The following is a 21,979-nucleotide window of genomic DNA, read 5'->3' on the forward strand; positions in this document are numbered from 1 at the left end:
TTGTAAAGAAGGGAGGAGATGTACTTTGAAGAAAATTCTCATCTTCGTCGTGATTTTCCTTCTGATTCAGGCGGGTTACCTCTTGGTGTCCAATTTTTTGAATGATGGTCCAAAGAGGTACGATAGTGTTCAGGAAGCAATAGAAAAAGAAATAGATAACGATATTAATGAAGTGATCCACACAGAACAACGCGATGGGGTAAATGTAGTCATGTACACAATCGATCCGGAAGTAGATAATCTTCCGGAAGCTGACTTCGAAGCGCTGGCCATCGCTTTTCTGAAAGGGAATGACGAGAACGGGTGGAAGAACCTCGGGTCTGGTGGATGGACCCATTATGATAATGAAAATATGAGGGTATATGTCGAACCTTTGCGGATTCATGAGCACCACTTTCATGTTGTGTTCGGAGAAATAAATAACCCAGCTATTGCAGTGATCGAAACGAAAGCAGATGATGAAAAATCATTCGAAAAGGCGGGAATCATCACTCACAGAGGGGAAAGGTATTATTTTCAGCCGAAATTGGAACCGATTGTACGGGGATTAGCGGAAAATGGAGATATCGTAGATAGACAAGGTGGATAAAAACAGATTCAGAGGAGGATTTTACATGCAAACGATACGATGGGGAATTATAGGTTGCGGAGACGTCACAGAAAAGAAGAGCGGACCTGCATTTCAGCTCATTGAACAGAGCTCACTGCAAGCTGTCATGAGAAGGAACGGAGAGAAAGCGAAAGATTATGCCAAACGCCACGGAGTGCCGACATGGTATGACCGGGCAGAAGACTTGATTCACGATGATAAAGTTGATGCCGTCTATATTGCGACGCCACCATCCTCTCATATGGAGTATACGAAGATGGTCGCAGAAGCCGGAAAGCCGGTGTATGTAGAAAAACCGATGGCGAATAGTGCGGAGGAATGTGAAGCGATGATTGAAGCGTGTGAGGCGAATGGCGTACCGTTATTCGTTGCTTACTATCGTAGATCTCTGCCCAGGTTTCTAAAACTGAAAGAACTGATCGATGAAGGAGCAATCGGGGAGGTCCGTTTTGCAACGATGGAACAAACGCAGAAAATCGTCAAGAAAAAGGAAGATGGAAGCTGGCCTTGGCGAGTCATTCCTGAGCAGAGTGGAGCGGGACTGTTTTACGATGTAGGATCGCACACGCTCGATCTGTTCGATTATCTACTCGGACCGATTACAGACGTACAGGGAGCAGCTGATAATCTGGCGGATTCCTATCCAGCTGAAGATACGGTGAACGGAACGTGGAAATTTGAAAACGGCGCAGTAGGAACCGGGGTATGGAACTTCTCTTCTTACAAAAATGCGGACGATAATCGTATCGTCGGAACCAAAGGTGAGATCCAGTTCTCTACGTTTGATGACCAGCCGATCACCCTTTTGACAGAATCGGAAGAAGAGTCGTTCTATGTCGAGCATCCAAAGCATATCCAGTATTATCACATCCAATCCATCGTCCGGGAATTACTGGGGCAGGGGACATGTCCGAGTACAGGAAAGACAGCGCTTCGCACGAACCAGGTGATGGATGAGTTTGTGAAGGGGTATTATCAGTCATGATTCTAGGACTCTATGAAGTACATTTGCCAGTAAGAGATTTGGATAAGTCGATCGAATTCTATGAGAGGCTGGGACTTGAGTTTGATCATAGGATAGAAGATAGGTTGGCTTTTCTATGGATCGTTAAGGACCAGAGTTGGCTCGGCTTATGGAAAACGGACAACGTGGAGCTTGAGTACCATCCATCCATCAGGCATATAGCTTTCGAAGTCTCTTTGGAGGGATTGAGAAACTCGGTGACCTGGTTGAAAGAGAAAGGATGCGAACCGCGGAAAGCTTTCGGTTTTGAGCCGGTGGAACCGTTCGTGATGCCGAATCCGAGAGAGGGGTTCGGTCATGCTAAAATTCACTTCAACGATCTGGACGGGAATAGTTTGGAATTCATCTGAAAATCGAGAATCCTAATAATGTAACGGAAAAGATGTATTTGAGTGAGAAGCTTTAAATAAGTAATTCATAAGGAGAAAAACATGAATGATTATATAAGAACCATGCGAGAGATGATCGGTCACGAAACGTTGATCACCGTAGGTTGCGGGGCGATCATTGAAGACGAACGAGGAAGGATTCTGTTACAGAAAAGAACGGATTTCGGAGTATGGGGAGTCCCGGGTGGCTTACTGGAAGTCGGGGAAACGTTCGAAGAAGCCGTAAGGAGAGAAGTGAAGGAAGAAACGGGTCTCTCTATGAACGCATTGGACCTATTCGGTGTCTACTCGGGAACGAAGGGGTTTGCCGAATACGAGAATGGAGACAAAGTCTTCAGTGTGCAGATCATATTCAAGGTCACGGACTTCCGTGGGACGGTGGAAAAGAATAAGGAAAGTCATGAATTATGTTTTCTACATAAAGAGGCGATCCCTCAAAAGTTGAATCCACACCAGGCCCCTTTCATACATGACTGGATGAACGATACACCTGGTCCTATTATTAAATGAATTCTATTTATGAGGATAATATTCTTCTTAGTTAGTGACTACTAAGGTTAGGAGAATACAAATGAATAAAGTGTTGAAGTCCAGTGTAATTATTCTCATATTCTCAGCCGTAATTGTAGTAGGTGTAATCGTTTTCCATTTAGTTACTGACTCATTGATACTTAAAGGGACTGTGGTAGAAAAGCAGAACAATAATACTATTGTAATATCTTCAAGTATAGACGGGTCCAAAGGTGAGCCGAGGATCGACAGCATAGGCGACTTTAAATTTGAAAGATTGGAAGAAGGGCAACATGTAACGATTATATGTAAAGAGTCTGGACCTCTTAACGAGCCCTTTGATGCCTATTGGATTCTGATCGAAAATTGAACCAGGAGTATCTTTCTCCTATGGTCATGAGGAGGGGTATGATTTGAAGAGAAAGATGATTATAGGTCTAGTCGCAGCTCTTTTCCTACTCTCTGTCTCTCTGAATTTCTACTTCTACAGTCAAAAAGAAGAGGCAGCCGAACGGTCTGAGGAAGTGACCAGCTTGAATGAGCAGCATGTGACCACTATATCTCAAGTTGGTGCAGACATCTTAAAGAATGCCATCGACTCAAAAGAAATAAGCCAAAGCGATTACACCTCGTTGAAATACATATTCAGCACCCTTCAAGTGAACCTCATGACTATGAACAGAGCTTCGACGGAAGAGCTGAACGATGGAGGGGAACCTTTGCAATACCTTAATTTAATCGGAGATTATTTTTTCAGCAGGGAACTGGAAGTGAGTGGAGAAACCATGAGGTTGGATACGGAAAGTGAACGATATGACAATCTGGAGTATGCTCATAACCTCCTGAATGACATCAGTGATCTAAGTGAGGCGGATAATATGCTGCAAGAAGTGAATGATAGGTTATCACAGGATGATATGTCCATCCGCGAGAGGTTTTAACAAAAAGGAGCTGCTCAAGTTATGGAGATCATCCAACAATGGAAACAGGACGACAGTGACTATATAAGGAAAAAGGTAATCGAACACAATATGCAAGAACTCCCTGATGAGCTCAAAACACCGAACAAGGATATCAGCTTTATGCTCAAGGATGACAGCGGAGAAATCTGCGGAGGCATCACAGCCAACTCGTTCTGGCACCACGTACATATAGAATTTCTGTGGGTAGCGGAAGAATACAGAGGGAAAGGATATGGACGTACGTTGCTCGAAAAGGTGGAGCGATTCGCCCGAAACAATGAATGCAGGTTTGTTTACTTGGATTCATTCAGCTTCCAAGCTCCGGAGTTCTACATAAACAACGGCTATGAAGTGTTCGGGTGTATTGAAGACCATCCCAAAGGGTTCCATCAATATTTCCTGATCAAGCGTTTTGATAAATGAAAATCCGCCTCTCATCGTAGAGAGACGGAAAAAACGTCATGCGGACTGTTTCATGCTTAGTGTGGTGATGGTAAACAGGATAAGAATCATCCCTGCAAGCTGAATGAGCGTGAGTGTATCACTTAGTATCAGCACGCCGAATAAGGAAGCTGTCACCGGTTCTACCATCGCGACCATCGAAGCGGTAGATGGAGAGGTCCACTTCACACCGATCAAGTAAATGATGAACGAAGCACCTGCCCCCAGAATTCCGAGTAACAGGAACCATCCGATGTCACCGGATCCTAAAACATCCGTCAATTCCTGGGTATCCGTGAGAAGGAACAAGATGACACAGAATGCCAGAAAGGCAGTCGTCAAAATCATCTGCGGTTTACCGATGGCTGCCGCTTTCTTAAAACCGAAAATAAAGAGCGCGTACGACACCCCGGCACCAAGTCCGGTTGCTATTCCAAGAAAGCCGGCGGATATCTTATCGGTATTGTAAGCTCCTGTAAGCAGAACGATTCCTATCAGAACACCGACGATACAAATCCATTTAAACCAGCTCGAATTCTCGATCCCCAATACAAACGAGACTAGAAGCACGAATACGGGCGCCGTATACATCAGGGTAGCAGCTACGGCTATACTGGAAGACTCGATCGCCAGGAAGTAAAACGTGAAATTCCCTGCAACGCCGAGCCCCGCGATTATGGCGAAGAAGTACAAGCGGCCGGATACGATCCAGTTCTCTTTCCAGCTGAGCAGAAACCAGCCTATGAAACACAATAATCCTACTGCTCCACGATAGAAGGATATGACAAGAGGGTCCCATCCTTTACTCATTAAAATATCTGCGATGCCTCCGGTAATCCCCCAGAAGATAGCGGCCAGCACTACCAGAGTGGTTCCTCCAAATTTCAAGCAAAATCCTCCTTTATTTATTTAGAAATAAATGTATTTTTTATCAACTCGTAAAGGGGGAATTTCCTTTTCATTTGCGAAATTAAACCTTTAATAAGGAAAAGTAATACCTTTGTAATATTTAGGAGGTTTAGGTGGCTATTCCCTATTAAGAACACCCGCTTCTATTTCGTTGATTTTCCGTGTACACATCTGTCCCGGGTGCATACGATGAAGATAGCCCTTTGTGAAAGGATGGAGATGTATGGTTTACGATTCCTACCATAAACCTTATTACGGCGAAGCGGTCTACCCTCATTCAGAGAAAACTTCAAAAGAAGAACAACGCTCTTCTTATTCGTCCGGTTATGATTCGTGGTCGATGATGCTGAAGGATTACGGACCGAACCCTTTCGTCATCGATATCAACGAAGCGACGAAGCGGAATGATAATTTCCGGACAGCTCTCTGGACGGGAGATCATTTACAGGTTACATTAATGAGCCTGATGCCGGGAGAAGATATCGGCCTCGAGATACACCCGGATGTCGATCAGTTTATACGTATAGAACAGGGAAGCGGAACGACACGGATGGGAAAAAATAAGAATGATTTGAATTTCATGAGAAATGTCCAGGATGATTCTGCTATCCTAATCCCCGCTGGATATTGGCATAACCTGATGAATACGGGAAATGTGCCGCTGAAGCTGTATTCGATTTATGCTCCGCCGAACCATCCATTTGGGACTGTTCACCGGACGAAAGCGGATGCGATTGCAGCGGAGGAACATCATGAACATGGAAATGATCACGCCATGGAAAAAACGCCGGATGAGTGGGTGAAGTACACGGAGTATCTCGTGGAGAAGGCCTTGGAGGATATCGACAAAGGAGTGAATATGACGCACGTCATGCAGGAATTCATTCTGATGGGGGTCCTTGTAGGAAAAGGATATTCGCCGGAAGAAGCGTATGAAACGGTGGAGAACTGGGAGAAGACGGGAGAATCGCAGTTGTTGATGGAAAGTAAGAATATGTAGAAGAAAGACGCCCCGGGAGAGAGGGATTCTCTTCCGGGGTATTTTGCTTATTCTTTGTAACGGTCGATCTCCGATTTCAATCTTTCAGCTACCTGTTGGACAGGCCCCTCGAGTTCTGAGCTACTCAACGTTACTTTCGCACGGCTCTCATCCATTTCGAGAGCTTCCGCAAATAGTCCGCCAAGGCCACGTGCGCGACGATCCACCTCAAGCATCACATCAAGCTTGTCTTCACTCAGGAAGAAAATAGCTTCCAGTTCATCCAGATAAGCCCGGTACTCCCCGCCGGCAGCGAATTCGAATTCCTGCACGAACCCGTGTCGTTTCGAGTATTCCATTTCGACTTCGCGAAGACGAAAGTCCAGATGGTTTTCAAGCGCTTCGAGTACTTTTTCGATATACGGGTGAGGCTTCAGCGTTACTGGGTCCCGGTCCTCAGGGTCGAGAGCCATCGGGATATCCGCGCCGGTTTCGAACCAGATCGGTAGACGTCCGAGGGAAGCAGGAGCGTGGTATGGAAGCTGGATGGTAAATGGGATTTCTTTCGTTTCCCCTTCGCCGATCGTTACGTGATCGCTCACTTTATACTTCTTGAGCGATACCTTCTCCTTCACTTTCTTGTCATCCACTTCCCGGATCGCTTCTGTCATAAGGAAAATATGAATAGCGTCAATCGTCTGCTCGGCTTCTCCGCCCTGGACCACGACTTTCCCCTGGACATCTTCTCCCGGGACGAATGTTTCCTTCTCGAGCTGCGTATCTACTTTTGCAGCACCAATGCCTACACTGGCCAAGAATTTTTTGAACATAGAAGTACCCTCCTTTTCTACTATTATACGAAAAAATAAGAAAGTTTGGTTCAAAAAATTAGTGGTATTACGTAATTTTGCACATCCAAAAGACGTTTTCTTACGTATGCTGAATGAGAAACGTTGTATTCCGGTGATCTGTTTTCTATAATGGGATTACCACACAGAAAAAGGAGAAGCGGATGAGTACTCAGGATGAAGAACTGTACAGACGCGTCCTTCATAAAGATAAAGACGCGCTCGAAACGCTATACGACAAGTATGAGAAACTGTTGTTTTCCTTCAGCTATAAAATGACGAACAATCATGGGTTATCCGAAGAAGTCGTGCAGGATGTGTTCATGAAGTTATGGACGCAGAAAGGCACCTATGACAGCTCTAAGGGGAAATTCTCGAGCTGGCTGCTAACGATCGCAAGGAACGCAGCCGTCGATCTTATGAGAAAGAAAAAGGATACTCCTTATGAACTCGAAGAGAGGGATGCCCTTCAAACGAACGAACCTTCCGTCGAAGAAATGTACGAATGGAAGGAAGAAGCGACAGCGGTCAGAGAAGCAATGCGGGTATTAAATGACAATCAACAGCGGGCGATCCAGCTTTTCTATTTCGATGCAAAATCCCACAGGGAGATTGCCGAACAGCTGGGTGTACCGCTTGGAACGGTAAAAGGACGAATACGAATGGCATTGAAACATTTACAGACAGAGATGAATCGGAGAGAAGGGGGGAAGGAACGACATGAGTGACAAGCGATGCGATATGCTGATCGATTACTTCAATGGACAGTTAACAGACGAAGAAGCAAAACAGTTCGAAGAGCATCTGGAGACGTGCGAGTCGTGTCAGGCAGAGCTTGATGAGTGGCGTTCTTTGACGGAAGACCTTCCTTACCTCTCCGAACCTGTAGAGCCGGATACAGAGATGAAAGGGCGTGTGCTCTCCTCCATTTTCGAAGAGGAAGAGGGCACTTCTACAGATACAGGAAATAAAGAACAGACAGTCGAACGTGAAGAAAACATGAATGAACCGGCGTTGTTTCAGCCGAAGAAGAAAAGGAACTGGGCCGTTTGGGGGCTTGCTGCCGCGCTCGCCGCTTCTCTGATAGGGAATGCAGCGTTTCTCACCCAATGGCCGGCAACGACAACGACGGAACCGGAAGAAGAAGTCGTGATCGATAACCTCGAACAGGCACTTACTCTTCAGAACCCTGAAGGGGGAGAAGCGAGTGGCCGGGCTTCGATGGTTGCGAATAATGGGGAAGCTCAGCTTGTCGTTCAGGCAGAACAGCTTGAACCTCTCTCGGGTGATGAAGCCTATCAGGTATGGCTGCTTGAAGAAGGCCAGCCGGTAAGAGCCGGAACCTTCGTACCGAACGAAGAAGGCACCGGAGCGGTGACGTATCCGATGGATGAGCTCCAGGACGGGAACTGGGATACGCTCGCCATCACCAAAGAACCTGGACCTGATAGTGAAACACCTCAGGGAGACATTGTACTCGCTGCAGAAATATAAAGAATGAGGGCTGCTCTCTTTAAAAGGGAGCGGCTTTTTCTACATACATAGGAGGATGATGAGCGCATGATCATTGATATGCAAGGCGTTTCCCTTAAGAGGGAGGGACGCTTCATTCTGAACGACATCAACTGGAAAGTGGAAAAGAAGCAGCACTGGGCCCTGCTTGGCCTGAACGGATCGGGGAAGACGTTTCTTTTGAATCTCATCAATGCTTATACATTTCCTACGAAAGGAAGAATGAATGTGCTCGGCCTCGAATTCGGTAAGACCTATCTTGCTGAAAAGCTCCGCAAGCAGATCGGTTTCGTTTCTGCTTCCGTGCAGAATCGTCTGCATAAAGGAGATAATGCGTTTGAAGTCGTACTGAGCGGGGCTTTCGCTTCCATAGGGCTGTATGATACACCTACGGATGAGATCAGAGAAAAAGCGATCGGGTTATTGAAAGATCTCGGCTGTTTTGATTATGCCAACCGTCTGTATGAAACGTTATCCTCGGGGGAAAAGCAACGGGTCCTTATTGCGAGAGCACTGATGGCAGATCCTGAGCTTCTTATCCTGGATGAACCGACGAACGGTCTTGATTTCCTCGCGAAAGAACAGTTGCTTGAGTCGGTGGAACGTATCGCTCAGAGGGAAAACGGTCCGACAATTCTCTACGTAACCCACCACGTCGACGAGGTGTTACCCGTATTTGAAAACACGCTGCTTTTGAAAGAAGGGGAGATATATGATTCCGGAGACACGTCCCGTCTGCTTACCTCAGATACGATGTCTTCGTTCTTCGAAGTGCCCGTTGATATCACCTGGAACAAACGACGTCCATTTTTAATGAAGCGATGAACCCTCGTCACAGAGGGATATTTTTAAAAAAGTTATAAAAAATTCAACTTTTTTCGAAAAATAATGATCCAGTGCGAGATCCTCTCCGTATGCTTGGTGAAATCAATTAAAAAGGAGAGGATCATCAATGAACTGGAAAAAAGGACTAGTAACGATTCCGCTTGCTGCAACGATTGCTGTACCGAGCTTAGGATTGAACGTGTACGCGGACGATCACGTAGAAACACCGTCCGTCGATACAGAAGCGGTAGAACTTCGGTCATCTCTCGATCATCTGTTGAGTGAACACGTGTATTTGGCAGTAGAAACAATGAGAAAAGGAGCGGAAGGAGCTTCCGACTTTGATCAGGCTGCCGGCGCATTGAGCCAGAATACAGAAGATCTTTCAGCGGCGATCGCTTCCGTTTACGGAGAAGAAGCGGGTAACCAATTCAACGAAATGTGGTCTGAACATATCGGCTACTTCGTCGATTATGTAAAAGCGACAGGTGCTGAGGATGAAGCGGCTAAACAGGAAGCGCTCGATAACCTTGGCCAATACAAACAGGAATTCTCCCAGTTCCTTGAACAGGCAACAGGAGAACGCTTAGAAGCAGGAGCACTTGCGGAAGGACTTCAAATGCACGTGAACCAACTTATCGGAGCATTTGACGCCTTCGTTGCGGGAGATTATGACAAAGCATATGAATATGAAAGAGAAGCGATGAGCCACATGTATATGGTAAGTAAAGGGCTCTCCGACGCAATGTCCAACCAATTCCCTGAGAAATTCAATGATACATCCGCGGTAACGCCGGCGGCAGATCTACGTTCCGACTTGAGCTATCTGTTGAGTGAACACGCAGGACTAGCAGTCGTAGCGATGCAGAATGGTATTGACGGAAGTGAAGACTTCGAAGCATCTGCAGAAGCGTTGAGCAATAACACCGAAGACTTGTCCAACACGATTGCTTCCGTATACGGAGAAGAAGCGGGACAGCAGTTCCAGCAAATGTGGTCCGACCACATCGGTAACTTCGTCTCTTATGTAGAAGCGACAGGGGCGGAAGATGAGCAGGCGAAAGAACAGGCGCTGACAGCACTTGAAGGCTACCGCTCTGAGTTCTCTTCCTTCATCGAAACAGCGACCGAAGGAAAAGTAAGTGCTGATGTAATGTCAGAAGGGCTACAAATGCACGTGAATCAGCTAATCGGCGCTTTTGACAGCTACGCTATGGAAGACTATGAAGCAGCTTATGGTGACATCCGTGCGGCTTATGAGCACATGTTCACTCCTGGTAAAGCACTATCCGGAGCAATTTCCGCACAGTTCCCTGATAAGTTTAGTCAGGAAATGCCATCCGACATGCCGAAGACCGGCCTTGCACCACAAGATACAGGAATGAATAGCACAACGTGGCTTGCAATCGGTGGAATGTTCGCACTGATCACAGCACTTGTGTTCCACTTCAGAAGACAACAGGAACAGTAATTAGTAGACCGCCTCTTTTTGAAGGGGCGGTTTTTCATATGGAGTAATGTAAGAGGAAGGAAAACATTTCCTTTTGTCGAAGCTAGTAGACATAAGGAGGTTTATTATGCCAGAAGATTTTTATTGTGAAGAAGTACTAAGCGGGAAAACCCAGGTAACTAAGGTGATGGAGACCGAAAACATATTGGCTTATTATCATACGAGACCTTTTTGGCCTACCCATATAGTTGCTATTCCCAAGAAGCACATATCTTCCCTCATCACATTAGAAGAAAGCGATAACGAATTACTATTAGAACTGCTTGGCGTGATCAAAAAGGTTTCCGCTAAGGTAAAAGAAGAAAAGGGTGCTTGTAGAGTTATAACGAATCTCGGAGAATACCAGGATTCCAAACATCTACATTGGCATATAGTTTCCGGGAAGCCTTTAAGGGAGGAGTGAATGGTGTTAATATGCCTCCCTACATAGGTGGGAATGAGCCAAGCTGGTAAGAAATAGAATGAACGTATGAAGTAACTTACCAGGAGGGGAAAAGTATGCGACCCAATGAAATGATGTATTCCGGGGCGTCGCCGAACAGACCTATGCAGGTGGTGGTAGTGGAGCCTTATGTATATGCAGCTCTTCAAAGCCTGATGGGAAAAAGAGCGGTTATTGATACGTCCCGCGGTTCCGTAAGTGGGACAGTAATGGATGTGAAACCCGATCATGTCGTGCTTCAAGAACGTGATTCAGCATTTTTTGTCCGCATCTCTGAAATTGTTTGGATTATGCCAGAATCTTAGAATTTATAATGGTGTGTCGTGAAAAATAAACAGGTCGTAGAGAAAACCCCTACGACCTGAAAATCATCTAAGCCGGTGCTTATCATTTTCCGTTGTTTTTAAGCAGAACCTTCAATCCGTTATCCATATCAGAGGCGAGGATATAGTTCCGATCAATATCAACGCCCCAGAAGTAAGCTCCCTCAGGCTGGTATTGGCCTATTTGGGTCGGTTTGGCCGGGTTCGTGATATCGACTGCGAAAAGACCGCCTGCATAATGGGATAGATATAAGGTGTTGCCGCGCACTTTAGGATCGTGAACCGTGTTGGCGAACGTGACACCATCTTCCACATTATCAACTAGATCCGTCTTGAAAGTACTCAGTTCTTTTGGATTAGTAGGATCCTTAATATCAAAAATTCTCGTGTACCCGTATGATTCTTCGTATCCTTCTTTAACAGGATTGTAGACTTCTCTTGTTTCAATTAAGACGTTTCCACCCTTTGCTAAAGTTGCAGAGTGGGCAGAGCCCTGGACGTCTGGAGCGAAATCTGTACGTCCCTCATATTTTACGTTGTAAGGATCAGAAATATCTAGAATGATTGTCCCTAAATCCCAGAAGGATAAGAGAGCCGTATCTCCATTGTTATCAGTCATGGCACTATGGTTGAATACTGGTCTTGTTTTCCCATCGGGGGAGTTCCAATGATAGCCATTGAAGTCTTCTGATACTTCAGGGAGAATACGTGGATCGAACTCATAGATAGTTTTCGGCTGGTTCGGATCCGAGACGTCCACCAGCGCGAAGTCTTTACTCTCTCCATGAGTGAAGTAGTCGGCGTAAGGGTTAGCAGCCAGTACAAAAGGTTTGCCTTTTTGAACGGTTAAGTATAATTCATGAGTTCCCGGAACACGCTTGTCCATTTCCCAGAATCCGAGTTTCTCAGGGTTATGCGGGTCAGATACATTGTATAAAAGGAATCCGCCTTTAGAATCAGGATTACCTCTATCTAATTGCTGAACGCTGACAACCGCCAATTCTCCTTTGAATTCAGGTGTGTTCACTGATTTCACAATCACTTTTTCCTGCCATGTGCCAGGGATATCATCTGCAAACTTGGCGATTTCTTCAGGGTTTTCAGGATCCTTCATATCAAAGATTCGGACTCCGCCTTCGCCACCGTTCTTCGTATGTGTGCCCAAATAAGCGTAGCCCTTATAAGTGTAGACATCGGCAGTATTATTTTCGACGCCGTCGTATTTTTTCAGAGGCTCCGCTGCAACTTCTTTCCAATTCGAAAGGTTCTTGCTCCCTTCCAGTTTAGGGATATCATTCAGGTCTGCTTCTTGTGCACCTTTTTCAACCCCTACCCCATCTAACATATCGTGGGCAAAGGTCGTAGGTGTGAACATAGATAACGACATGATACCAGCAATAGAAGTCGCTAAAAGTTTTTTCTTCATAAATTACCTCCTATTAAAATATTTTCCATAAATTATGGTATCATAGGGGATGCATTCCGTCAGTAATTATCAGAAAAATAAGACAATAATCGTGTGATAGTACTTGAGTTTTATAGGCAATATTATCCTTGTATGTTATATCAAAGGACTTATGCCCCTGTTTATAGTTGTTTACATAGGCTATAGTCCTTTCTTTCGAGTAATTGATATATTTTTAAAGGGGGAGAGTTTGTGAAAGAGGAGCAATTATTTGAACAAATGAAATTGTGGCGTACATGGACCGTTGAATATCTTCAAACAATTTCAGAAGAGTTGGTTGATCAAATTCCACAAGGTCATAATAATAATATAAGCTGGAATAGTGGTCATATTTTAGTAGGTTGGGACAACGCAATTTTTCCGGCTGAAGAGAGACAAGTTCCTCACAATTATCATGTACTGTTTCCTGATGGGAGTAGACCGGAGGAATGGTCACAAGAACTGCCGTCTATGGCTGATATAATTAAACAACTTGAAGAACAACCCATACTTATTGAACATGCATGCAAAGGTCATTTGAACAAATCACTTAATGAATCATTCTTAGGTATGAAAACGTTAGGCGGCATGTTTGTTTTCCATATGAATCATGAAAATTTGCATATGGGAATCATCAAAAGTATGAAGCAGATGCTTATGAGTAAATGACCGTCCGACTTTTGGCTTTCCGACGTATGGAAGATCTAGGTGGACTTTCATAGCTTGCAACCAATGAGGAGAATTCCAAAGGTGTGTAGGGGGACCGGAACTCTTTTGAAAAAGGAGCGATTACGTAAAGTGACGTATAATAGACATATATTTTTATTCGGGGGAAGTCCACCCTTTAGTGACTACTTTGCGGAAAAGTTTGCAGAGGTTACTAGAAAAGGGAAAGTAGCTATATTATTTCTGGAGAGAGACGGTTGGGAAGACTATATGTCCAAGTATGCGTCCGTGCTAGAGGATAATGGGATAAATGAATTCGTTTATCTTCCACTTGGTTCTGAGCCAGAAGGTGAAACATTGTATGTTTTATCTTCCTGTACCGGAATAATCATCGGTGGTGGTAAGACGGAACTATACCGGAGATATATTGTTGATACTGAGATTGGTGAGCGGATCAAACGACTTTATCATCAAGGAGTCCCTGTTGCCGGTTTTTCAGCAGGGGCGTTAATCATCCCTGAGAATTGTGTAATTCCTCCTATTGATAATTCCCAAAACAAACATCTTTTTCTCCAGGGGCTTGGCTTGATCGAAGATTGTGTGGTAAGCGTCCATTATACAGAGTGGAAGGAAGAAGAGAATTTAAAAGCCGCTTTAAGAAAACTCAACCTGGCTATCGGTTACGGAATAGACGATGAAGCAGCCCTCCATTTTGTGAATGAGGTAGTTTCAGAGACCGATGGGGAGAAGGTGTATAGACTCACCTAGTTTAAATTAGCATAAAGAGGGCAGAAAATTTTGCTTACATTGATAGTTGATTCTGGAGTGTATTGAACGCAGTCAAGCATGAGTGCCTAGAATCATTCAAAAAGGGTGATAGATTGAAGAAAGTAGCAATAGTTCTAATTATGGTTTTCTTTCTCAGTGGGTGTGGGGGCCAAAATCAAACTGTCGACGATCCCTCTCTTGAAAAACAAGAAGGGGTTATTGCTCACAAAAGAGAAATCGATGATAACGACAATCAAATTTTGCTGATACCAAATACGGAACGTGACGAGGTAGTTGATAAATCTGTAAGTCAGCTTACTGGTATGGCTCTGGAGAAGGGTGGAGCCTATTATTACGTGGATTCAGATGAATACATAGACTTAGTAGTCGGAACTAAGGCAATGGTTTACTGGAACGGTACCCAAGAGGATTCTGAAATACCTCAGCGTGAGGCTCAACAAATAGACTTGGTTTCGGAATAGATAACCGGTGATGAGGATGATTTGTAATGAAGGATATATGTGTGGATTTACTACAAATAAGAGATAGTTCTTTTGAAATCGGTGTTAGAACAGGAAGAGTGATTCAGAACCAACCAATAGTTCAGACGTTCAAATCTATAACAAAACCTGAAATTGATTATGACAATATGAAGTCGATCTACTCTTCGTTTGCTCCCCATTTGCTTGAAGAGCTGGATGGGTTAGCGCATAGTATCAATCTTCCTACAAGTAAGGCTGCAGCTTTGTTCAGTGGTTATGATGTTCCGAGGACGGAAGCTATGGGCTGTTCGGCACTTCTGACAAAAGATTATTATGTCAGAAATTATGATTTCTCTCCTGCTTTCTATGATGGGATATTCAGCTTACTACAACCTGAGAAATTTTTAGCTTCAGCAGGATATAATCTGCAGATCCTCGGAAGACATGATGGCGTGAATGAACAAGGTTTAGTAATAGGTCTGCACTTCGTGAGTAACGATGGGTACAGAAAAGGTGTATCCCCATGGATTTCTGTTCGAATGGTGTTAGATATGTGTTCTTCGGTCGAGGAAGCAACCTCTATGTTGAAAGAGATCCCTCACGCTGCTTGCTATAATTTCTCACTTGGAGATAGTCGAGGGAATATGGCTGTTGTAGAAGCTAGTCCAGAGAATATAATGGTAAGACGTGATGACTTCTTAACCTGTGTAAATCATTTTCAAGATGATGATCTTAAAGATAAGAATCGTAATATAATTGATGGTTCCTTGGAGCGTAATAGCTATTTACACAATCTTCGAGAAACCAACCTTACTCAGGAAGAAGCTTTCAACGAGTTTAAAAGTAAACAGTCGCCATTATTTTTCACTGACTATGACAACCTTTTCGGAACGCTGCACACATTTTCTTATTCCTACCAAGACTCAAAGATTCTGACTGCCATAGCGCAAAGCAGTCAGACGTTAGAGGTGGATTTTAAGGAATGGGTGCAAGGCAAGAATATAAATGTACAGAGACTAAAGGGATCACTTGAGAACTGATGGTATCCTCGTCCTGTTTATAGGTACTGTATTTACTGAAAGAAAGAGGGATGAACGATGGGAATCGATTTCCATAGTAATAAAAACCGTTTTACTTACACCACCCGAACTGCAGACCCTTCCTGGAAAAAGAAGATAGCGCAACTTGTTCCCATTGGGAATGTTTCAATGGCTGCAGATATCGGATGCGGCGGAGGTATTTATACCAGAGCACTGGCGGATATGGGTGTGACATCCGTCATTGGCGTAGATTTTTCTGAAGAGATCCTTGGAGGGGCAAGAGAAAACTGTGATGAGCCCCATATCTCCTTCTGCCATGGTAGTGCTTACGATACCGGGTTAAGTAGTAATAGTTTAGATCTAGTGCTTGAAAGAGCATTAATACACCACCTCGACGACTTACATAATTGCTTTGATGAAGCATATAGAGTACTAGAAAATAATGGGTGTTTTGTTGTGCAGGATCGGACACCTGAGGATTGTTTATTAAAAGGAAGTACCAGTCATATAAGGGGATACATGTTTGAATTATTTCCTGATTTAATCGATAAAGAGGTAAGGCGCAGGTATAGTAGCCAAGCCGTAGTCGAGACTTTGAAGAGTATAGGATTCAGAGAAATCGAGGAAGTGAAGTTGTGGGAAATTAGACAAGAGTATTCAAATAAGAATCAACTGCTGGAAGATCTAAGAGAGAGAACCGGGAAAAGTATTCTACATGAACTGAATGATAGGGAACTTGAGAAACTGATGAATCATGTGGATCAGTCGCTTCCGAATAATGAAATTATAGTGGAGAAAGATAGATGGACCATTTGGAAAGTTGTAAAGTAACAACAGTTGTTAGTTGATTCAGATAAATACATAGGATTGAAAGTCGGTACTCATGTGATGAGTCATTGGAAAAGCACGAAAGAGTATTAAAATTACCACAGCCAGGAGCTGAACGAATAGAAATAACGACAGATTAGAAAACAGCACGTTGGTTTCAATCAAAGACGAAGAATCGATAAATTAGGAGTGTTGGTTTTGGCTGTAGTAGGAATCTTAGGGATGACACATGACGAAGAATTGCAGAAGAAATATAATTACCCCTTATCACTGGTAGAGGAGTTAATCACAGAATTTAATCCGGATGTGATTTGCGGTGAAGTACATCCAGATAGTTGGAAGCTTTTTTTGAATGAAGGGGAACCTTGTGGAGTGCTCGGAGAAACGCAGAAGGAATATCCAAATTTGATTTACCCATTATGTGAAGCGAAAGACATCGAATTTGTTCCTGTAGATTGGTTCGAAGAGGACGTTTTTGAAGAGGAGCCTTTTGATAAATTCGATTATGAAACTCGGGAAAAGTTGGAGGATAAACGGAGTGAATGGAATGAGCAGCAACTTTCAACTTGGAATAAAGGTGAAATCCCACTGAACTCATCTGATTACGATAGAGTAACTAACGATATGTACAACTGGTTACACACTATTAATCCTGAAGTTCAAAATATCGTGTGGAAATCGAGACATTATATTATGCTTGCGAGGGTGAAGAAAACAATCGAAAAGTATCCTGGCAAGAGGATTCTATGTATCCATGGAGCTGACCATAATTACTGGTATCATGAATCATTGAAGGAAGTAGAAAACATTGAGTTAGTGTATCCTTTAAGATGATAATAGCAGAAGTGATTTAGATAGAGGGGAGTTAGTAAATGGAGGATCAGGCAAAAGTGAAAGAAGAAATTTATTCTTTGGAATCGACTCTACTTAAGGGGGACATTCGCAAATCCGCAGGTAAGTTGGATGAGTTATTAGCGGAGGACTTCATCGAATACTCAAGCACCGGAGAGATCTATGATAAAGTAAACATTCTGGATCGTTTGCCAGCGGAAGACGATCCTGGAATAACGATGAGTGATTTTGAGGTTAAGCACCTTTCGCCAACTTCCGTATTGTCTACATTTAAGATATTCATTGAAAGCAAACAGAAACACTCTCTAAGGAGTTCTGTTTGGACATATGAAAATGGGAAATGGCGAATGACCTTTCACCAGGGGACGGTTATGGATTAGAGGGTGAACACGAAATAGCTTCGAGGAGTGTATTTATGGAAACATGGGATGTTTATGACAAAGACAGAAACCCGACCGGGAAGCGGATGAAACGTGGAGACGCCTTTGAGCAGGGAGCCTATCATGTGGTGATCCACGTATGTTTGTTTAATCCACGTGGTGAAATGTTGATCCAACAGCGGCAGCCGGAGAAAGAACATTGGAAGAACATGTGGGATGTTACGGTCGGAGGTAGTGCTATAGCAGGGGAAACCAGCCAACAAGCTGCAGAAAGAGAAGTGAAGGAAGAGATCGGATACGATTTAAACCTGGGAAATATACGCCCTTCCCTGACCGTTAATTTTGAAAATGGATTCGATGATTATTACCTTTTGGAGAGTGATGTCAGTATCGCGGCTCTTAAAGTGCCCACAGAAGAAGTGATGCAGGTAAGGTGGGGATCACAAAGAGAGATTCTTGGTATGATAGAAGAGGGAACTTTCATTCCTTATCGTCCGTCGTTAATTGAAGTACTGTTTGATTTGAGAAATGACATGGGAGCTGTTCGTAAGTGATTGTTCATGTGCAAAAAAAAGAAAGCCTCACATAATGGAGACTTCTTCCGCATATACGATAGGGCTTTCTTGAACTGGGGCAGGCTTCTTGAGACTCAGCACGACGACCGTAATCAAAATCAGTGCGATTCCGAGAAGCTGCACCAGCGTCAAATGATCTCCGATAAGCAGAAAGCCGAACAAAGAAGCGGTTACCGGTTCTACCATAGCTACCATGGAAGCCGTAGTCGGAGCGATCCACTTCATACCGATTACATACAGGATAAAGGAAACACCAGCTCCCTGAACGCCTAACAACAGAAACCACACGAGATCTCCAGAAGTCAAAACGCTTGAGAGTTCTCGAATGTCCGCTACGAGGAAAAGGATGAAACAAAAGGAAAAGAACGCAATCGTGAGCGTAGGTTGCGGCTTTCCGATAGAGGAAGCGTTTTTGAACCCGAAGATGAATAGGGCATAGCATAGTCCCGCTGAAAGCCCGGATATCATCCCAAGAACACCGACGGATATCGAGTCAGTATTGTACGCTCCCGTAAGCATGACGACCCCGATAAGCACACCGAAGATGCATCCCCACTTGAACCAGGTCGACCGTTCAATCCTTAATAGAAACGAAATGACGAGAACGAATACAGGTGCCGTATACATCAACGTTGAAGCGACGGCGACACCAGAAGCCTGGATCGTGAAAAAGTAAAAAGTGAAATTTCCGGCAACGCCGACACCCGCCAAAAAGGACCAAAGATACAATTTTTTTGAGGAGGTCCGATTTTGTTTGAAGCGGATAAGAAACCATGTGAAAAAACATAGAAAACCGATAGCTCCGCGATAGAAGGAAATTACGATAGGGTCCCACCCCTTATCCATCAAAATGTTCGCAATTCCTCCGCTGACACCCCAACATACCGCTGCAAGGATAACCAAGCATACCCCCACCGATCTCATCGTGCGCATCATGCCTCCCACTAAATAAAATCTTGCAAACTTCCATCGGAAATCAGTGTGGGCTTGTAACTCAATAGCTTTACCATGTTTCTTCTTTTCTTCTGTTTGGAAGGCACGGATGATAACTCAGTTGAATGTGAATAGTAGTAGGAAAGTGGGATTCGCATGGTAAGTATTAACAAATTTTATTAAATTTTAGCAGGGAACTATCTGTATTTCAATCAAAAATTTTAGAAAAATTTTGATAATTTTTTAAGCGAAAATGGAAACGTTGAATCAGTGGGATTGACGAGAGTTAGAATTAAAACACTGGAAGGAGTAGTACGTGGAATGAATGGTTGCAAAGGGAGTTGTGTGATTTTTGTATGTCTCTTCTAAGAAGCGCAATAAGAAAAACCCTTGATACATAGGTAGCGATTCATCCTTAGTATCGAGGGTTTTTGGATTTTGTTACTTTTTCAATTCTGTATAAACGACAAGTCTGTCTTCTCTTCCATTAATGGATTCGTTGAAATCTCCTTCGCAGGTAATGAGATTAAGGGCACTGCGATGGGAATACCCGAAAATGTCTTTGACCGGCGAATTCTTACGATTGTAGACTTCTTTTCCTATGACTTCGAAAGTCAGTGTCTTGCCCTCTTTATCTTGGACGTGGATTTCGTCTCCAGCTTCAAGCTTGTGCAAGTCATAAAAAACCGCCGGATTGACGGTATCATCCACATGACCTGCGATGACAGAATTTCCGGCTGCTCCCGGTTTGGTCCCTGGCTCAAACCAGGCGACGTTTTCCATTCCATCTGGAACTCCCATACGTCCTTGTTCATCGACTCCTACATGTTCTATATCTGCCTCAACATTGATGGCAGGAATTGAGAGGATAGAGGGAGTGATCGCCTCCCGCTCATCTTTAATGATCGGTTCAGTATATTCCGTGCTCTTTTTCGTCACTGGTTGGATTTCTGTATTCTCTTCGGTCTGAGCTTGTGTTTTTTCATTTTCTGCACTTTCCGTATCTTCACCGGATGAGCTCATACATCCACTCAGTATTACAAGTATTAGCAACAATAAATATTTGTACATCTGCAAGAGCCTCCTTTAAAAAGCATACGTAGGAGAAGCGTTGTTGGATCACATGAATTTTTGAAAAAGGTTCAGATGTGATTCAATGGGAAGAGAAGATATACAATCAAAAGGAGGGAGAGTAGATGGAGGTGTCGCACATAAGAGAATTGATAAGGTTGAAAAAGAGGCGTCTGATACATATCAATATACTATTTCTCCTGCTGGTACCATTGGCGACGTACGCAGGAAATCACATGAGTGGATTCAGGTTTGTCCTCTTGTTCACTATCATCGTCTGGATAGCCGCTGCTTACTATCTTTTCCTATATTTCACTGGCAAGAAAATAGGTTTGAATTCGTGGGTACGCCATGATGAATTGGAGCGATTTTACCAGGGGGAACGAAAGTGGAAGCGTAATAAGGTGAAAGAAATAGTTTTCATTATTAGTCTTGCTGTTGCATTTACGATTTTTTATATAGTTTTTGAATTCGATTCGTGAAAACAGGGGAACGGCGTCGTATTGATTGGAGGTTGGATCGGAGTGAACCTCGGGGAACTGATGAGAATCGGCTGGCTGTCCAGTGAAGAGAAGAGCGATTCACCCGAATAAAAGGGAATTGCTCTTTTGTATCATATTCTCTTCCATTGTGATCTTTTCAACGTCATATTGAGCGAATCAATCCAGTCCCCTTGATGCTCCAGGTCATCCTTGTCGACACTTGTTACGGTGAATCCCAAAGACTCGTACACATGTATTGCTCTCGGGTTGAAAGCAAAGACGCTTAGAGTGATAGCGTGTAGATCCGTTTCTCTGAACGCGTAATCCAGGAGTAGTTTTGACGCTTCCGTTCCAAGGCCACGGTTCCGTCCATCAGGTCCTATCAGGATACGGAAGTTCATGGAATGGGTTTGTTCGTCGTACAAATTGAGAACGACTTCGCCCACAAGCATACCTGTTTCCTTATCGATCACAGCAAGATCCAGGCGGTCCGTCTGACTATTTCTCGTCTGGTACCAGTCCTTTGATTTCTCCTCTTCGAATGTGTCATCACTTCCTGTGTATTTCAGGACGACCGGGTCTTTCAGACATTTCGCAATAGCCGGGAAATCTTTCTTAAAGTGGAAAGGACGTAGTGCCACTTTACACCCTTTGATAGTTGGTTTGTGAGATAAGTCAATCATTGGATGAACTTCCTTTCCAGAATGATTTTTACAGTTTCCGTTTACTATTGTACACTTTCCCTAACAAAAAGGAGAGAGAGAATTGTATATAAGGTATTACAAAACAGAGGACTTCGAAGCGATCAATGGTTTGAATGAGAAAGAAGGCTGGAACACTCTGGCTGAGAATCCTGAACAGACTAAGGCAGCATGGCAGAATTCCAACGCCAGTTTTGTAGCTGTAGAAGATGGAGAAATCGTCGGGTATCTTCGTGGCATGACGGATACGGTGGTCACGTTCTTCATATGTGAGATGCTAGTGGCAGAAGAATATCGCAAGAAAGGAATTGGACAAAAACTGCTTTCTTATGGTCGTAGAGAGTTTCCTGAGACGCGAACGGACGTGTTGGCGACGAGCACTTCCCGCGATTTTTATGAACAAAACGAATTCATACCGTTTTATGGTTTCCGAAAATGACACTTATAAGTCTGAAGGGAGAGGGAGGATTGAA

Annotated in this window: 29 protein-coding genes and 1 pseudogene; 24 read left to right on the plus strand and 6 right to left on the minus strand. The window is 43.9% G+C overall.

What is annotated here, in order from left to right:
* Positions 1-25: 25 nt before the first annotated feature.
* The 7 genes from BLQ44_RS04975 to BLQ44_RS05005 all read left to right on the plus strand — a co-directional run bounded on the left by BLQ44_RS04975 (position 26) and on the right by BLQ44_RS05005 (position 3,918).
* Complete coding sequence (locus tag BLQ44_RS04975) at positions 26-589, plus strand: hypothetical protein (RefSeq protein WP_093192680.1); 564 nt, start codon at positions 26-28, stop codon at positions 587-589.
* Positions 590-614: 25 nt separating this feature from the next.
* Positions 615-1,595 carry a Gfo/Idh/MocA family protein gene (locus tag BLQ44_RS04980; protein WP_093192682.1) on the plus strand — a complete coding sequence of 327 codons (981 nt, stop codon included), beginning with the start codon at positions 615-617 and terminating at the stop codon, positions 1,593-1,595.
* A complete protein-coding gene (locus tag BLQ44_RS04985) occupies positions 1,592-1,984 on the plus strand; it encodes a VOC family protein (protein ID WP_143004692.1) in 393 nt (130 codons plus the stop codon). The genes BLQ44_RS04980 and BLQ44_RS04985 overlap by 4 nt, the downstream gene beginning before the upstream one ends.
* Before the next feature lie 81 nt (positions 1,985-2,065).
* Positions 2,066-2,533 (plus strand): NUDIX hydrolase, encoded by a 468-nt coding sequence (locus tag BLQ44_RS04990; protein ID WP_093192684.1) that lies wholly within the window; start codon positions 2,066-2,068, stop codon positions 2,531-2,533.
* Positions 2,534-2,594: 61 nt separating this feature from the next.
* A complete protein-coding gene (locus BLQ44_RS04995) occupies positions 2,595-2,903 on the plus strand; it encodes a hypothetical protein (RefSeq protein WP_093192686.1) in 309 nt (102 codons plus the stop codon).
* A gap of 43 nt (positions 2,904-2,946) precedes the next feature.
* Positions 2,947-3,474 (plus strand): hypothetical protein, encoded by a 528-nt coding sequence (locus BLQ44_RS05000; protein ID WP_093192688.1) that lies wholly within the window; start codon positions 2,947-2,949, stop codon positions 3,472-3,474.
* A 21-nt stretch (positions 3,475-3,495) separates the two neighbouring features.
* Positions 3,496-3,918 (plus strand): GNAT family N-acetyltransferase, encoded by a 423-nt coding sequence (locus BLQ44_RS05005; RefSeq protein ID WP_093192690.1) that lies wholly within the window; start codon positions 3,496-3,498, stop codon positions 3,916-3,918.
* A gap of 36 nt (positions 3,919-3,954) precedes the next feature.
* Here BLQ44_RS05005 and BLQ44_RS05010 read toward each other — a convergent pair whose 3' ends face one another.
* Entirely contained in the window at positions 3,955-4,824 is an 870-nt protein-coding gene (locus BLQ44_RS05010; RefSeq protein WP_093192692.1) for a DMT family transporter, read from the minus strand.
* 364 nt (positions 4,825-5,188) lie between these two features.
* Between BLQ44_RS05010 and BLQ44_RS16830 the strand changes: the two are divergent.
* Positions 5,189-5,593, plus strand: a pseudogene (locus BLQ44_RS16830) (cupin domain-containing protein); the annotation flags it as partial.
* 299 nt (positions 5,594-5,892) lie between these two features.
* Here BLQ44_RS16830 and BLQ44_RS05020 read toward each other — a convergent pair.
* Positions 5,893-6,654 (minus strand): sporulation protein, encoded by a 762-nt coding sequence (locus BLQ44_RS05020; RefSeq protein ID WP_093192694.1) that lies wholly within the window; start codon positions 6,652-6,654, stop codon positions 5,893-5,895.
* Between the two features lie 182 nt (positions 6,655-6,836).
* On the opposite strand from BLQ44_RS05020, the gene BLQ44_RS05025 reads away from it, so the two are divergent.
* From BLQ44_RS05025 to BLQ44_RS05050, 6 genes are all read left to right on the plus strand, one after another.
* A complete protein-coding gene (locus BLQ44_RS05025; protein WP_093192696.1) occupies positions 6,837-7,400 on the plus strand; it encodes an RNA polymerase sigma factor in 564 nt (187 codons plus the stop codon).
* A complete protein-coding gene (locus BLQ44_RS05030; protein WP_093192698.1) occupies positions 7,393-8,166 on the plus strand; it encodes an anti-sigma factor in 774 nt (257 codons plus the stop codon). The genes BLQ44_RS05025 and BLQ44_RS05030 overlap by 8 nt, the downstream gene beginning before the upstream one ends.
* 66 nt (positions 8,167-8,232) lie before the next feature.
* A complete protein-coding gene (locus tag BLQ44_RS05035) occupies positions 8,233-9,009 on the plus strand; it encodes an ABC transporter ATP-binding protein (protein WP_093192700.1) in 777 nt (258 codons plus the stop codon).
* A 127-nt stretch (positions 9,010-9,136) separates the two neighbouring features.
* The gene (locus tag BLQ44_RS05040; RefSeq protein WP_093192702.1) at positions 9,137-10,480 is read left to right on the plus strand and encodes an LPXTG cell wall anchor domain-containing protein; all 1,344 of its coding nucleotides are present in this window, start codon (positions 9,137-9,139) and stop codon (positions 10,478-10,480) included.
* 106 nt (positions 10,481-10,586) lie between these two features.
* Complete coding sequence (locus BLQ44_RS05045) at positions 10,587-10,922, plus strand: HIT domain-containing protein (RefSeq protein WP_093192704.1); 336 nt, start codon at positions 10,587-10,589, stop codon at positions 10,920-10,922.
* Positions 10,923-11,017: 95 nt separating this feature from the next.
* Entirely contained in the window at positions 11,018-11,266 is a 249-nt protein-coding gene (locus BLQ44_RS05050) for a YuzF family protein (RefSeq protein ID WP_407690365.1), read from the plus strand.
* An 82-nt stretch (positions 11,267-11,348) separates the two neighbouring features.
* On the opposite strand, the gene BLQ44_RS05055 is transcribed toward BLQ44_RS05050, so the two are convergent.
* Entirely contained in the window at positions 11,349-12,710 is a 1,362-nt protein-coding gene (locus BLQ44_RS05055) for an LVIVD repeat-containing protein (protein ID WP_093192706.1), read from the minus strand.
* Between the two features lie 231 nt (positions 12,711-12,941).
* Between BLQ44_RS05055 and BLQ44_RS05060 the strand changes: the two genes are divergently transcribed.
* The 8 genes from BLQ44_RS05060 to BLQ44_RS05095 all read left to right on the plus strand — a co-directional run bounded on the left by BLQ44_RS05060 (position 12,942) and on the right by BLQ44_RS05095 (position 18,298).
* Positions 12,942-13,397, plus strand: a complete 456-nt coding sequence (locus tag BLQ44_RS05060) for a DinB family protein (protein WP_093192708.1) — start codon at positions 12,942-12,944, stop codon at positions 13,395-13,397.
* A 63-nt stretch (positions 13,398-13,460) separates the two neighbouring features.
* Positions 13,461-14,162 (plus strand): Type 1 glutamine amidotransferase-like domain-containing protein, encoded by a 702-nt coding sequence (locus BLQ44_RS05065; protein ID WP_093192927.1) that lies wholly within the window; start codon positions 13,461-13,463, stop codon positions 14,160-14,162.
* Positions 14,163-14,275: 113 nt separating this feature from the next.
* The gene (locus tag BLQ44_RS05070) at positions 14,276-14,644 is read left to right on the plus strand and encodes a DUF3221 domain-containing protein (RefSeq protein ID WP_143004693.1); all 369 of its coding nucleotides are present in this window, start codon (positions 14,276-14,278) and stop codon (positions 14,642-14,644) included.
* A gap of 26 nt (positions 14,645-14,670) precedes the next feature.
* Positions 14,671-15,684, plus strand: a complete 1,014-nt coding sequence (locus BLQ44_RS05075; RefSeq protein WP_093192712.1) for a C45 family autoproteolytic acyltransferase/hydolase — start codon at positions 14,671-14,673, stop codon at positions 15,682-15,684.
* 57 nt (positions 15,685-15,741) lie between these two features.
* Positions 15,742-16,515, plus strand: coding sequence for a class I SAM-dependent methyltransferase (locus tag BLQ44_RS05080; RefSeq protein WP_093192714.1), 774 nt, complete (start codon positions 15,742-15,744; stop codon positions 16,513-16,515).
* A 195-nt stretch (positions 16,516-16,710) separates the two neighbouring features.
* Entirely contained in the window at positions 16,711-17,346 is a 636-nt protein-coding gene (locus BLQ44_RS05085; protein WP_093192716.1) for a hypothetical protein, read from the plus strand.
* Positions 17,347-17,384: 38 nt separating this feature from the next.
* Positions 17,385-17,744 carry a nuclear transport factor 2 family protein gene (locus BLQ44_RS05090; protein ID WP_093192719.1) on the plus strand — a complete coding sequence of 120 codons (360 nt, stop codon included), beginning with the start codon at positions 17,385-17,387 and terminating at the stop codon, positions 17,742-17,744.
* Between the two features lie 35 nt (positions 17,745-17,779).
* Positions 17,780-18,298, plus strand: coding sequence for an NUDIX hydrolase (locus BLQ44_RS05095; RefSeq protein ID WP_093192721.1), 519 nt, complete (start codon positions 17,780-17,782; stop codon positions 18,296-18,298).
* Positions 18,299-18,325: 27 nt separating this feature from the next.
* Here BLQ44_RS05095 and BLQ44_RS05100 read toward each other — a convergent pair whose 3' ends face one another.
* The gene (locus BLQ44_RS05100) at positions 18,326-19,243 is read right to left on the minus strand and encodes a DMT family transporter (RefSeq protein WP_093192928.1); all 918 of its coding nucleotides are present in this window, start codon (positions 19,241-19,243) and stop codon (positions 18,326-18,328) included.
* Positions 19,244-19,693: 450 nt separating this feature from the next.
* Positions 19,694-20,323, minus strand: a complete 630-nt coding sequence (locus tag BLQ44_RS05105) for a class F sortase (protein WP_093192724.1) — start codon at positions 20,321-20,323, stop codon at positions 19,694-19,696.
* Positions 20,324-20,448: 125 nt separating this feature from the next.
* Between BLQ44_RS05105 and BLQ44_RS05110 the strand changes: the two genes are divergently transcribed.
* Positions 20,449-20,805, plus strand: a complete 357-nt coding sequence (locus BLQ44_RS05110; protein ID WP_093192726.1) for a hypothetical protein — start codon at positions 20,449-20,451, stop codon at positions 20,803-20,805.
* A gap of 131 nt (positions 20,806-20,936) precedes the next feature.
* Here BLQ44_RS05110 and BLQ44_RS05115 read toward each other — a convergent pair whose 3' ends face one another.
* The gene (locus BLQ44_RS05115; RefSeq protein ID WP_093192728.1) at positions 20,937-21,488 is read right to left on the minus strand and encodes a GNAT family N-acetyltransferase; all 552 of its coding nucleotides are present in this window, start codon (positions 21,486-21,488) and stop codon (positions 20,937-20,939) included.
* Between the two features lie 82 nt (positions 21,489-21,570).
* Here BLQ44_RS05115 and BLQ44_RS05120 point away from each other — a divergent pair, with 82 nt between their 5' ends.
* Positions 21,571-21,945 (plus strand): GNAT family N-acetyltransferase, encoded by a 375-nt coding sequence (locus BLQ44_RS05120; protein ID WP_093192730.1) that lies wholly within the window; start codon positions 21,571-21,573, stop codon positions 21,943-21,945.
* Positions 21,946-21,979: the final 34 nt, after the last annotated feature.

Origin of the sequence: Salimicrobium halophilum (assembly GCF_900100295.1) — a bacterium.
GTDB lineage: Bacteria > Bacillota > Bacilli > Bacillales > Halobacillaceae > Salimicrobium > Salimicrobium halophilum.

What these genes read in the sequence shown, in the direction of transcription:
- BLQ44_RS05065 (WP_093192927.1), top strand. Translation starts at nt 13,461, where the DNA reads ATGAGGAGAATTCCAAAGGTGTGTAGGGGGACCGGAACTCTTTTGAAA.
- BLQ44_RS05055 (WP_093192706.1), bottom strand. Translation starts at nt 12,710, where the DNA reads ATGAAGAAAAAACTTTTAGCGACTTCTATTGCTGGTATCATGTCGTTA.
- BLQ44_RS05030 (WP_093192698.1), top strand. Translation starts at nt 7,393, where the DNA reads ATGAGTGACAAGCGATGCGATATGCTGATCGATTACTTCAATGGACAG.
- BLQ44_RS05105 (WP_093192724.1), bottom strand. Translation starts at nt 20,323, where the DNA reads ATGTACAAATATTTATTGTTGCTAATACTTGTAATACTGAGTGGATGT.
- BLQ44_RS05020 (WP_093192694.1), bottom strand. Translation starts at nt 6,654, where the DNA reads ATGTTCAAAAAATTCTTGGCCAGTGTAGGCATTGGTGCTGCAAAAGTA.
- BLQ44_RS04995 (WP_093192686.1), top strand. Translation starts at nt 2,595, where the DNA reads ATGAATAAAGTGTTGAAGTCCAGTGTAATTATTCTCATATTCTCAGCC.
- BLQ44_RS05110 (WP_093192726.1), top strand. Translation starts at nt 20,449, where the DNA reads ATGGAGGTGTCGCACATAAGAGAATTGATAAGGTTGAAAAAGAGGCGT.
- BLQ44_RS05090 (WP_093192719.1), top strand. Translation starts at nt 17,385, where the DNA reads ATGGAGGATCAGGCAAAAGTGAAAGAAGAAATTTATTCTTTGGAATCG.
- BLQ44_RS04985 (WP_143004692.1), top strand. Translation starts at nt 1,592, where the DNA reads ATGATTCTAGGACTCTATGAAGTACATTTGCCAGTAAGAGATTTGGAT.
- BLQ44_RS05100 (WP_093192928.1), bottom strand. Translation starts at nt 19,243, where the DNA reads ATGAGATCGGTGGGGGTATGCTTGGTTATCCTTGCAGCGGTATGTTGG.
- BLQ44_RS05040 (WP_093192702.1), top strand. Translation starts at nt 9,137, where the DNA reads ATGAACTGGAAAAAAGGACTAGTAACGATTCCGCTTGCTGCAACGATT.
- BLQ44_RS05045 (WP_093192704.1), top strand. Translation starts at nt 10,587, where the DNA reads ATGCCAGAAGATTTTTATTGTGAAGAAGTACTAAGCGGGAAAACCCAG.
- BLQ44_RS05075 (WP_093192712.1), top strand. Translation starts at nt 14,671, where the DNA reads ATGAAGGATATATGTGTGGATTTACTACAAATAAGAGATAGTTCTTTT.
- BLQ44_RS05005 (WP_093192690.1), top strand. Translation starts at nt 3,496, where the DNA reads ATGGAGATCATCCAACAATGGAAACAGGACGACAGTGACTATATAAGG.
- BLQ44_RS04980 (WP_093192682.1), top strand. Translation starts at nt 615, where the DNA reads ATGCAAACGATACGATGGGGAATTATAGGTTGCGGAGACGTCACAGAA.
- BLQ44_RS05050 (WP_407690365.1), top strand. Translation starts at nt 11,018, where the DNA reads ATGCGACCCAATGAAATGATGTATTCCGGGGCGTCGCCGAACAGACCT.
- BLQ44_RS05025 (WP_093192696.1), top strand. Translation starts at nt 6,837, where the DNA reads ATGAGTACTCAGGATGAAGAACTGTACAGACGCGTCCTTCATAAAGAT.
- BLQ44_RS05115 (WP_093192728.1), bottom strand. Translation starts at nt 21,488, where the DNA reads ATGATTGACTTATCTCACAAACCAACTATCAAAGGGTGTAAAGTGGCA.
- BLQ44_RS05035 (WP_093192700.1), top strand. Translation starts at nt 8,233, where the DNA reads ATGATCATTGATATGCAAGGCGTTTCCCTTAAGAGGGAGGGACGCTTC.
- BLQ44_RS05095 (WP_093192721.1), top strand. Translation starts at nt 17,780, where the DNA reads ATGGAAACATGGGATGTTTATGACAAAGACAGAAACCCGACCGGGAAG.
- BLQ44_RS05080 (WP_093192714.1), top strand. Translation starts at nt 15,742, where the DNA reads ATGGGAATCGATTTCCATAGTAATAAAAACCGTTTTACTTACACCACC.
- BLQ44_RS04990 (WP_093192684.1), top strand. Translation starts at nt 2,066, where the DNA reads ATGAATGATTATATAAGAACCATGCGAGAGATGATCGGTCACGAAACG.